The sequence below is a fragment of the Shewanella sp. HN-41 genome (genome assembly GCF_000217915.1).
Lineage (GTDB): Bacteria > Pseudomonadota > Gammaproteobacteria > Enterobacterales > Shewanellaceae > Shewanella.
Genome location: NZ_AFOZ01000031.1, coordinates 130,742 through 142,724 on the forward strand (window position 1 = coordinate 130,742; position 11,983 = coordinate 142,724).

Sequence of the window (11,983 nt, forward strand, 5' to 3'; positions counted from 1 at the left end):
TAGTTTGTTCGGCAAACATTGTAACTGAACTCTATTCAGAAACCATAGGATTCAATAGAATACCCGCCCATGAATAAAGACGATGACCAAGAAGGCCTAGCGATGTTCTCAGCGCTTATCGATGGTATAAAACCCATCACTCAGGATAAGCGGCACTTTCGCACGCCCTTAAAAACCAAACAGGAAATAGCACTGAAAGAGCAGCAACTGCATGCTAACAGTTATTTCTCAGATACTTATCAGCCATTATTGCCAGTACAAGGCCCGATGCGTTGGTTAGATGATGGTGTGGATAGCCTAGAGTTAAAACGCCTCAGACGTGGCGATTACCAACCAGATTTACTGCTGGATTTGCATGGCTATCGACAGTCGGAAGCCAAGCTTGAGTTAGCGGCGCTGATCCAAGCCTGTGTTAAACAACAGAGTCAGTGTTGCTGTATTATGCACGGTTACGGCAGCGGTATTTTGAAGCAACAAGTCCCCATGTGGTTAGTGCAGCATCCTATGGTGAAAGCCTTCCATCAGGCCCCTAAAGAATGGGGCGGCGATGCCGCTCTTTTAGTCTTGATTGATATTGGTGAACAACCCCATAGACGCTAAATCAACTTACCCTGTAGATAGCACAAACGGCCCATATGAAGTGGGCCGTTGTTTTTATAATGGCGAGACTAACTAATACTATGGGGAGCATGCTGCCACACAATTGAGGCTTGCTCGGCATGCTTATCGATAAGGGTAATGCCCGAAGTGGCAAATAACGGCGGCTCGACCCCTGCGACTAACTCGCTCACTAAATAGCCGAGCAGTGGCATATGGGAAATAATCAACACTGTATCTGCTTTATACAATTCAGCGTAGGCAACCACTAATGCGGCGACATTGGCGGGATCCCCAGAGGGCACAAGATCGTCCAACACTAACCACTTACGCGGTTCAGGAAAATGCTGGCTTAATTCCTGCCATGTTTGCTGCGCACGTAAGTAAGGGCTCACCAAGACAAGGTCAAAATCACTGATGCTGCGAGCCAACCAATTGCTCATCAACACAGTATGGTGTCTTCCTAAATCGGTGAGTGTTCTGTCCCTATCGGACTGAGCATTAAATCCAGCGTCACCGTGTCGCATCAAAAATAGCTGCATACTTCTCTCGCTACTCACACTTGTTTTTGTTTTATCCCAATTGTAGCCCTAAAATTCATTTCAACAAACCTTACGGGGTTTAATCTTTAGTCGATAAACACAAGAGATATTTGCTAAAAACCATTAAGACTATCAATATATAACAAGCTATCGTTATCGGAGTGTCTCATTGCAAGCCTCTCAGTCCATTTATAAAAGCCCAAACGATCACCGCCAGTACCGTTATCTTGTATTAGATAACGAACTAAGAGTGTTATTGGTTGAAGATCAAGATGCTAGTCAAGCGGCTGCATCTATGGCGGTCGGAGTGGGTCATTTCGATGATCCCACGGATAGGCCTGGTATGGCACATTTTTTAGAGCATATGCTCTTCCTTGGCACCGAGAAATTCCCCGATTCTGGCGAGTATCACGCTTTTATTAATCAACATGGCGGCAGTAATAACGCTTGGACGGGCACTGAGCACACCAACTTCTTTTTTACGATCAATTCAGACGTGTTTGCCGATTCCTTAGATAGGTTTAGTCAATTTTTTATCGCGCCTAAGTTTGACTTAGAACTAGTCGATAGGGAGCGTCAAGCCATTGAATCGGAATTTAGTTTAAAACTGAAAGATGATATACGTCGCACCTATCAAGTGCTGAAAGAGACGGTCAATCCACTGCACCCTTTCTCGAAATTTTCCGTAGGTAACTTAGCCACTTTAGGTGGAGAACAAGCACAGGTACGTAGCGAATTACTCGACTTTTACCAGAGCCATTACAGCGCCAACTTAATGACCCTATGCTTAGTCGCGCCACTTTCCCTAAATAAATTACAGGACTTGGCAAGCCACTATTTTAGCGGGATCCGTAACTTAAACTTAGTGAAAAACTATCCTCAAGTACCACTTTTTTCTGAAAAAGAACTACTAAAACAAGTCGATATAATTCCTCTTAAAGAACAAAAGCGTTTAAGCATCAGTTTTAATTTCCCTGGGATTGACCACTACTACAAACGTAAGCCGTTGACTTATATCAGCCATATTTTAGGTAATGAAAGCAAAGGCAGTTTACTCTCCTATCTTAAAGAGCTGGGATTGGTCAATAACTTGTCCGCGGGGGGGGTGTTAACGGTTACAATTTCAAGGATTACAGTATTGGTTTACAGTTAACCGACAAGGGACTCGCCAATCTTGATGAGATTATTTGCTGTTGTTTCGAATATATTGAACTCATCAAAACCCAAGGTTTAGATGAATGGCGTTATTTAGAGCGCGCGAACCTGCTCAAAATGGCATTTCGTTATCAAGAGCAAGTTAAATCCCTCGATTTAGCCAGCCATCTCAGCATCAATATGCATCACTATGAAGTCGAAGACTTAGTCTTCGGTGATTATCGTATGGATGGGTTAGATACCCCTGAAACTATCGAGCTACTTGAATTGATGACGCCCCAAAATATGCGTCTGCAGCTTATTGCCCAATCAGTCACAACGGATCATAACGCCAACTGGTATCACACTCCTTACAAAATCCGTCCGATTACACCAGAATCCCTTGAACGATGGCAAGTTAAGCATATTCGCTCCGAGTTACAATTGCCCGCACCAAACCCTTTTATCGTCGCAGACTCGATTGCCCGTCCCGATAGAAGTGATGTGGATGTTCCAGTAATTGTTGCAGAGTCAACAGGATACAGAATCTGGCATAAAAAAGATGATGAGTTTAATGTGCCTAAAGGCCATATGTATTTATCACTCGATTCAGAACAAGCGAGTAAAACCCCACGGCATGCCGCCCTGACCCGCCTATATGTTGAAATGCTGCTCGACTATCTGACAGAACCCACTTATCAAGCCGAGGTTGCGGGTTTAAGCTACAATATTTATCCACACCAAGGCGGAATAACCCTGCATTTATCAGGCTTTACGGGTAATCAAGAAACCCTATTAGCCTTGTTAATCCAAAAGGCAAGGGAGCGTAACTTTACCGAAGAACGCTTTGCCCTGATAAAATCCCAACTGCTTCGCAGTTGGCAGAACCTAGCGCAAGCAAAACCCATTTCACAATTATTTACCAGCCTGACGGTCACACTGCAAAAGCGCAGCTATGAACCTGTGCGCATGGCACAAGTGTTAGAAAACATCACCCTAGAAGATTTGCATAACCATGTGCGTGCTTTTTACGAGAAGATCTATCTTGAAGGGTTAGTTTATGGAGATTGGTTAGTCTCCGAAGCCCAAGCACTCGGTAAACGCTTAGAGCATATTTTATCCTTAGTCTCGACACCGAGTGCCGAATCCGCAAGGGAGTTGGTCAACCTAAGGGGCCAAGGAACGTTGCTTAGAGAACTTGCTATAGATCACCAAGACAGCGCAATTATAGTGTATTACCAATCGGCCACGGCAACGCCTGAAAAAATGGCGCTGTTCAGCTTACTTAATCACACTATGTCTTCTACCTTCTTCCATGAACTGCGTACAGAAAAGCAATTAGGCTACATGGTAGGCACAGGCTACCTGCCACTCAACCGCCACCCTGGGTTAATATTCTATATTCAATCACCAACGACAGGGGCATTGCATTTATTGGAAGCTATAGATGAGTTTATCGCCGACTTTAACTACGCAGTAATGCAAATTACCAATGAGGAATGGGAAAGTACAAAGCTCGGCCTGATAAACCAAGTAATGGAGCACGATGCCAATTTAAAGACTCGTAGCCAACGATATTGGGTAAGTGTGGGTAATCGGGATTATCAATTTAACCAAAGAGAATTAGTCGTAGCAGAAATCACTAAACTCACTCGCCCAGATCTAATCAAATTTATGATGCGTAAAATGCGTACAAAACACAGCGACCGCTTAGTACTATTTAGCACTGGCGAGCAACACCGAGCACAGGCGGCTCTAGCCTCAGATAAAATGATCACAGATCTCAAATCGTTCAAACAGAATGCCGATAAATTTAATTTTTAAACGCTAAACATAATTAAATGCGTTAAAACACAAATTACATGGAACAACCGAAATTCCTACAATAAGGCAATTATACAGCAGTATCTTTCACTCTGAGTCGTAAACGCGGTGCAAAACACGCTTAGATACACTATTTTTGTATTGGAACAGCACAACTTTGCACCATCTACATGCTATTAAAAGGATTTTTTACAATCTCAGTTTTGACAAACCCATCAGTTTCTGGAAAAGTGATGTAACACAATTGTTTCATGGCATCATCGGATAATAAGAACAAACACTATGCCTAAAGCACTCTTGAAAATCGTCTTACTTGTTGCAACCATCTTTCTTTCAGCAGCACAAGCGCAGCAGTTACCAATTGCTTTAAAAGCAGAATCATATGGAGTTCCCGAAGGTTTATCCCAAAGTACTGTAACATCTGTGGTTGAAGATGATGATGGATATATTTGGATTGGAACACTAAATGGACTGAATCGATTTGATGGAAGAGAATTTAAACATTTTTTTGCAAATGACCGTTCAGGCTTATCCAGCTCTTTCATCCAGAGCTTATTATTTGACAAAAAAGCACTTTTAGTAGGCACAGATAGTGGTTTAAACATCTATAATTCAGAATTAGAAACATTTGAAAGAGTTGAGCAGATAAATGAAGCAATATGGTCAATAAATGACAATGGAGATGTCTACACTATTGGCACTAAAGACAAAATAATTGAACTTAGAAAAGATAATTTAGAAATAATAAAAATTCATCAAAATGATAATTTCAACTTTATAAAAAAAGCAATAAAAACTAATAAAGAGTATACAATAAGAAACTACGATGGAAAAATCATTCGTTATGGAGAAGATTCAACTCTAACCACTTTGTCATTGAATTCTGTGGATTTGATAAAAAGCAATCATGGAATTTACACATTATCATCAGATGGTATATATAAAAAAATATCGAATGATATGCCAAACTATTATGATGAAGATGATATTCCACTAACTGTAATAAATGGGCAGGTTATTCAAACAAATCTTGAATCCTTAGAGACAACATCAAAAGGATATGTTTTAGACAATAAAGAAATCATTAATCAAACACAGGTTTATAGAACTAATAACTATACAATTATCCCTTCGTTGAACATGGGATTTATTCTAATTAGAGATAGTAGCAACATTGTAAGATCATTAATAAACCCCACAGGAAATATTTGGTCAATAAACATATTAGACAGTAATGAAATTGTAACCGCTGATGACAGTAATGAAATAGAAATATATAACTCAAATTTTATCTTAAAAGAAAAATAAACACTAACACATACGGACCTAAATATATCACAAAGTATGAAAACTCTTTAATCATTGGCAGTAGCAATGGTTTATATGAGTATAGAGAAAAAAATAATAAAAAAATATTAAGTGACAACATTGTTACAATGTTTAAACGTCATGATAGAACTGATGTAATTGTTGGAACTAATAACTCTGATATTTATGTAGTTGATTTATTAGATGATAATAGCACAAAAAAAATATCATTAAAAAATAAACATCCAATCTTCCAAATTCTACAAGCTTTAGATGACACTCTTCTGTTAGCCACTCAAGGTGGGTTGATAAGTATAGATATCAATGGGAACGAAAAAAATATTTTCAATAATGATTTTGTTTACTGCATAAATGAAACATCAAGTGAATATCTTTTAGGAACCAGAACTTCAATATACTCTATCAACAAGAAAACCTTAGAAACCAGCAAACTGTATGATGCAAATAAGCCAATATACTCAATAGCAATTGATGACAACAATGATTTTATTGCATCGTCTATTAACGAATTAATTTTAAGCAAAAACAATAAAATTCTAACTCTCTCAACTGACTATGGAAGCCAAGAAGAATATAATAATCAGAGTGGTGTTTTCTGGCATGGCAATTTCTATTTTGGCGGTATAACAGGTGTTAGCGTTATAAATAAAGATATCGCAACATCTTACATTAGCAACATAATTAACACTAACGTTAGTGAACTTTTAGTTTTCAACAAGCCAGTTAGCATAGGTGATAAACCTTTAGAAAAAAGCATATCAAAGTCAAAAGAAATTGAATTAAAATATTCAGACTATCCATTTACACTAAAGTTTAACTCTCCAAAGTCAAGTCAGAAAAATGTTGAATACTTTTACAATCTAATCGGCTTATCCGACATATGGATTACGGCCAAAGGGACTAATTCAGCAACTTATACAAACCTATCGCCTGGTCATTACGTATTTAATGTATATGGTGAGCATCCTGTGACCAAAGCCAAGGGACCGACAAGCTCACTAAATATTTATATATCACCTCCTTGGTGGTTATCACATTACGCCAAATCAATTTATATTGTCATTATAATATTTATTGCATTTTTTACTATAAAAGCAATATTACAAAAACGAGAAGTCCAGCGACAAATAGCACTTAGTGAAGAGCGATTAAAACTTTCCCTATGGGGAAGTGGTGATGAAATGTGGGACTGGGATATAGAAACGGGCAATATTTTCCGTTCCAATATCTGGGGGGCGTTAGAATTTCCCCGTGATGGACATCGTTCGGGCAAATCGGATGAAGAGAGTAATATCCATCCGATGGATCAAGAGCGAGTCAGAGAGGCTCTCAATAAACATTTCTATGGTCAAACAGATCATTTTGAGGCGGCATATAGGGTAAAGGGTAAAGATGATAATTGGGTTTGGATCTTAGACCGCGCTAAAATTGTGGAGCGTGATGATAAAGATAATGCCCTACGAATGACAGGAACCATTAAAAATATTAGCCAGTTTAAGCAAAAAGAAGAACAGCTAAGACTATTTGAAAAAGCGATTGAAAATATTTCAGAAGGCATGTTTATTCTCGATAGTGAATATCGTTTTGTCGAAGTCAATGAAGCCTGTTGTAAAATTTCATTACGAAATCGATCTGAGTTCATTGGCAATTTATTGACATTCGATTTATACCCGGAGTCATTTTCGGTTCAAATTCGAACCATGCTTAAACAACAAGGTCGCTGGGCAAACGAAGTCGAAGCCGCCAGAGGGGACAAGAGTCATTTCCATATGGAACTCACCATAGATGCTATTTATGATGAACTCGGTGAACTTTCACACTATGTAGGTGTTTTCTCTGATATATCACGACGTAAGCAGCAGGAAGAAGAACTGCGAAAATTAACGAACAATGACCTTCTCACTGGACTGCCAAATCGCTCAAACTTACAAGTCACCCTGAGTAACTTGGTGAATAAAGAAATATCCCACACTTTAATGGTATTAGACTTAGACAATTTCAAACGCATTAATGACTCCTTAGGACATCAAATTGGTGATCAACTGCTCAAATTAGTGTCGGTAAGAATTAAATCATCACTTCCAAGAAACACCAGTATTTACCGCCTTGGAGGGGATGAATTTGCCATAGTCCTAGATAAAGACTCAGATATTAGCGCTAGCGCGGTAATGGCAGGTCGCGTCATAGAAGCTTTTAAGACCGCTTTTGATATTAATCACGAACAATTAGTTTTAGGACTCAGTATTGGTATCGTGCTTTACCCTGAGGATGAGCAAAATGAGCAAGCGTTACTCAGAAAGGCGGATATTGCCATGTACCATGCAAAATCAGCTGGCGGTAATTGCTATCAATTCTATTCTGAGTCATTAAATCAGCATGCACTTCGACAACTAGAGATTGAAAATCTGATACGAGAAGGGCTAAAAGAAGATCTCTTTGAAGTTTATTATCAACCTAAGGTTGATCTGAAGCGCGGCCGTGTCGCAGGTATGGAAGCGCTTGTTAGATTAAATCATCCAACGCGTGGCTTAATTCCACCTAATGATTTTATTCCTCTTGCGGAAGAAAATGGATTAATTATTGAAATTGGTGAGATTGTCTTACGCAAAGCTTGTTTCGCCGCACAGAAATGGCGGGAGCAAGGCTTGTTCAATGGTAGAGTCGCCGTCAATTTATCGTCACGTCAGTTTGCCCTACCCGATATTCAGCAACGAATAGAGTCAATTTTAAGGCTCACCCAGTTACCAGCATGTCACCTCGAATTAGAAATAACCGAGGGTACCGTAATCAAACAACCAGAAACAGCCATTATTGTTATGCAACAACTCGCCAAAATGGGAGTGAGCCTAGCTTTGGATGATTTTGGAACGGGTTACTCATCACTTTCCTATTTAAAACGCTTCCCTATTCACACCCTTAAAATAGACAAAGCCTTTGTTGATGATATAGATAAGTCTGATCGCGATTTAAAGATGGTCGACTCTATCATTACCATTGCCCACAATATGGGGCTGTCCGTGGTGGGAGAAGGCGTCGAACAAACCGCACAGTTAAATATTTTACGCGCACTTAACTGTGAAGAAATTCAAGGCTACATTTTCAGTAAAGCCATAACAGAGACAGAGTTTACTGTGTTGCTTCAACAGGACATGACAAAGTCAAACACGAAGATCAACATAATTTAATCACTTAAATCTCAATTAGGTTGCATTTTGAAACATTGGCACAACAGATGCATTAGCTATCTCAGTGTCAATAATAAATCAATATCAACTACCTGAGAGAGAATGAACATGATTAAAGGAATAATATCTGTTGCCGCATTGACAGCATCAATTGCGACTGTATGTACGATCGCTACAGCAGCCCCAACACAAACAACGGCTGTTCCCAATGTTCGCTTCAAACACACTGAAGTTGCTGCCGTGCCCAATGTTCGCTTCAAACAGACTGAAGTTGCTGCCGTGCCCAATGTTCGCTTCAAACACACTGAAGTTGCTGCCGTGCCCAATGTTCGCTTCAAACAGACTGAAGTTGCTGCTGTGCCCAATGTTCGCTTCAAATCAGTAGAAATTGCCACGGTGTCTAATGTTCGTTTTACTGAAACAACTTTTGCTTAATTGAACTTATTTATTAAGGAAAGGAGTTAACATGCTAAATTCAATCAAAAAAGCACTCGGTTTATCTAAGCCTGCACGTAAAAAGTTAAATTACCTGAAGGTCTAAATCACCTTGAAGTGATTTCTGCAAAGGGTTGGTGGAACTAAATTTCCCCCAGTGATAATCAGTTAACTGATACTGCAGACTAAAATTAAGCTAGCGCAGCTTAGTAAAACAATAAAGGGAGCTATGCTCCCTTTAGTTTTTGAACGTTAGATGAAGTTATAGACCTATAAATACTTATGAATCAAGCCCCTACTATCCATTCCTTGCTGCAACGGATCTTCCTCAAAGCCAAATGACTATGGGTAGTAAAGAGTGGAAAAGCCAGTGGCCCAAGTATAAAGCCCACTATCGCCCAATACTTAACCGAAAGACCAGAGGTAAATGCAGCCAAGCCAAAGCACCAAGCCGAAATGAGTGCAAGAAAAACGATTAGCAAAACCACAAACAGCCCCTTTAGAATTAAATAAAATCATATCGTTAGGAAATATCATCGCTTATTAAAGTGCTAACACACTCACTGTCCTTAACGCTTTTTACAATTCAACTCAGCTCAAATGGTAGAATTAAGTTGTATTTGCACTACCTCACTAACCTTTCTCACTAAGAGCGATACAGCTAGCGTCAGTTTATTCCGTTCACGGGCCGGGATCATACAAGATCACAGCCGCCATTGTGAACACTTTTTAGGCAGAAAAATGCCCTATGGCAATAAAAAAGCGGCAATAGAGTGCCGCTTTTTCGCTCAATCATAATAGTTTAATACCTTAGAAAAACCGACGATTCTCTTGCGCCATCGCTTTTAAACGCTCACAGGGCTCGAATCTATCACCTAACTGACTTTGATACCCCTCAAGAATTCGCACTAAGTTTGCGGCGCCCAGAGTGTCAATATAGTGGAATGGGCCACCGAGGAATGGCGGGAAGCCAATACCGAAAATAGCACCTATATCACCATCTCTTGGTGATGCGATAATACCCTCATCTAAACAACGCACCGCTTCATTGAGCATTTGTACGACGCAACGCTCGGCAACCGCTTTTGCGTCTTTATTGGTGCCAGGCTTAATGCCTAACACGCCATAAACACTCTCATCGACAACTTTCGCTTTCTTGCTAGAGTCTTTTTGACCGTATTGATAGAAGCCTTTACCATTTTTACGACCTTTACGATCGTCACCCAAAAGCTTGTCAAAAGCCGCTGGCGCTTTAAAACGTTCACCCAATTCTTTTTCGAGGATGGGTGAAATCTTAGCGCCCACGTCGATACCCACTTCGTCAAGTAAAGTAATGGGGCCCACAGGGAAACCAAACTTAACCAGCGCTTTATCCAAATGCTCAACACTTTGGCCTTCGAGTAGTAATTGCGCGGCCTCATTCATATACAGAGCCAGAATACGGTTCACGTAGAAACCCGCACCATCCTGCACCACTATCGGTGTTTTACCTTGCTTACGGGCAAATGCGACCGTGGTCGCAATGGTTTCTGGTGACGTTTTCGCATGGGCAATCACTTCCACCAGCGGCATTTTTTCAACTGGCGAGAAATAATGTAAGCCAATCACATTTTCAGGACGGGTTGCCGCCTCGGCAATTTGGCTAATTGGCAAAGATGAGGTGTTTGACGCAAAAATAGTGTGCTCACCACATTCACGCTCTATGTCTTTAACCATTTGATGCTTAAGCGCTAAGTCTTCAAATACCGCTTCCACAACGATGTCGGCATCTTTAACGCCTTTATACTCAGTCGTCGTGGTCATCAGTGCCATTAAGTTATCACGGGCAGCAGGCGTCATATGACGGCGCTTCACCCCTTTATCCAGCAACTTATAGGCATAGGCTAATGCATTGCTTAAGCCCTTCTCGTTGATGTCTTTAACGCGTGCAGGGATTTTGGCCTTAGTGGTAGTAACTGAGGCGATGCCGCCACCCATTAAACCACCACCTAAGATCACCGCTTTCTTCACTTTGCGCGGCGTAGCCCCCTCTGCGCCAGTTTCTTTCTTCATTTCTGTGGTGGCGAAGAAAATACTGCGCAGCGCTTCAGATTCTTTCGATATCACTAATTCGGCAAAGTGACTCGCTTCGACTTCTAGCCCTTTTTGCATCCCCTTAGCAATTCCTTGACGCACGCAGTCAATGATCTTGGCTGGTGCGGGATAATTGCCTTGGGTTTTCTTTTCGACCTGTTTAGTCGCTTGATCGAAAATAATGTTACGGCCAAAGCTCGTGCCTTCAAGCACTTGATTAACGAGCGACTTTTTAATCGGTTTCGATGCACGTTTACCCGCAAGTGCCATCTCAACTGCGGTTTGCAGCAAAATGGTCTGCGGTACAACATCATTGACTAAGCCCATTTTCAAGGCTTGTTTAGGACGGATTTGTTTACCGGTGAGCATCATATCTAAGGCGGTGGTAATGCCGACTAAACGCGGCAAACGCTGAGTCCCGCCGCCACCAGGCAATAAGCCAAGTTGGACTTCGGGTACGCCGAGCATAGTCTTACCATCGTCGCTACATACCCTTTGATGACAGGCCAAGGCTAACTCTAGACCTCCGCCTAAACAGGCACCATGGATTGCGGCAACCACAGGAATCGTTAAGGCTTCTAACTCATTAAAGACCACATGACCTTGTTGGGATAAGGCTTTGGCATCACTCGCCGTTTTACAGGCATCGAGCATAGAAATATCCGCGCCCGCGACGAAAGAATCTTTTTTGCCTGAGATCAGCACTAAGCCGCGAATGCTCGAATCCCTCTTGATCTCGGCTAAGATCTCACTGATTTCAGGGCCAAACTGCGCTTTTAGGGTGTTCATGGTTTCGCCAGGAACATCCATAGTCAAAATGGCAATGCCGTCGTCGCGGCGGGTTAAATTAAATGTCTTTTCCAT

The 11,983-nt window shown here is 41.0% G+C and carries 5 protein-coding genes and 2 pseudogenes; 4 read left to right on the forward strand and 3 right to left on the reverse strand.

Annotated features, from left to right (window positions below; all coding sequences use genetic code 11):
- The first annotated feature begins 69 nt into the window (after positions 1–69).
- On the forward strand, positions 70–600 hold the full coding sequence (smrB, locus tag SOHN41_RS12235; protein ID WP_007649392.1) for an endonuclease SmrB: 531 nt from the start codon (positions 70–72) through the stop codon (positions 598–600).
- A 68-nt stretch (positions 601–668) separates the two neighbouring features.
- On the opposite strand, the gene sixA is transcribed toward smrB, so the two are convergent.
- Positions 669–1,139 carry a phosphohistidine phosphatase SixA gene (gene sixA, locus SOHN41_RS12240; protein WP_007649393.1) on the reverse strand — a complete coding sequence of 157 codons (471 nt, stop codon included), beginning with the start codon at positions 1,137–1,139 and terminating at the stop codon, positions 669–671.
- Between the two features lie 169 nt (positions 1,140–1,308).
- On the opposite strand from sixA, the pseudogene SOHN41_RS12245 reads away from it, so the two are divergent.
- The 3 genes and pseudogenes from SOHN41_RS12245 to SOHN41_RS12255 all read left to right on the forward strand — a co-directional run bounded on the left by SOHN41_RS12245 (position 1,309) and on the right by SOHN41_RS12255 (position 9,046).
- Positions 1,309–4,097: pseudogene (locus SOHN41_RS12245) on the forward strand (insulinase family protein).
- 282 nt (positions 4,098–4,379) lie between these two features.
- Positions 4,380–8,611 (forward strand): annotated as a pseudogene (locus tag SOHN41_RS12250) (EAL domain-containing protein).
- A 108-nt stretch (positions 8,612–8,719) separates the two neighbouring features.
- Positions 8,720–9,046 (forward strand): hypothetical protein, encoded by a 327-nt coding sequence (locus tag SOHN41_RS12255; RefSeq protein WP_050801839.1) that lies wholly within the window; start codon positions 8,720–8,722, stop codon positions 9,044–9,046.
- A 287-nt stretch (positions 9,047–9,333) separates the two neighbouring features.
- Here SOHN41_RS12255 and SOHN41_RS20410 read toward each other — a convergent pair whose 3' ends face one another.
- Both SOHN41_RS20410 and fadJ read right to left on the reverse strand, forming a co-directional pair.
- On the reverse strand, positions 9,334–9,534 hold the full coding sequence (locus tag SOHN41_RS20410) for a hypothetical protein (RefSeq protein WP_037458996.1): 201 nt from the start codon (positions 9,532–9,534) through the stop codon (positions 9,334–9,336).
- A gap of 322 nt (positions 9,535–9,856) precedes the next feature.
- Positions 9,857–11,983, reverse strand: a complete 2,127-nt coding sequence (gene fadJ, locus SOHN41_RS12265) for a fatty acid oxidation complex subunit alpha FadJ (protein WP_007649402.1) — start codon at positions 11,981–11,983, stop codon at positions 9,857–9,859.

Excerpts from the sequence above, each read along its gene's own strand:
- sixA (WP_007649393.1), bottom strand. The coding sequence starts at position 1,139 with ATGCAGCTATTTTTGATGCGACACGGTGACGCTGGATTTAATGCTCAG.
- SOHN41_RS12255 (WP_050801839.1), top strand. The coding sequence starts at position 8,720 with ATGATTAAAGGAATAATATCTGTTGCCGCATTGACAGCATCAATTGCG.
- smrB (WP_007649392.1), top strand. The coding sequence starts at position 70 with ATGAATAAAGACGATGACCAAGAAGGCCTAGCGATGTTCTCAGCGCTT.
- fadJ (WP_007649402.1), bottom strand. The coding sequence starts at position 11,983 with ATGGAAAAGACATTTAATTTAACCCGCCGCGACGACGGCATTGCCATT.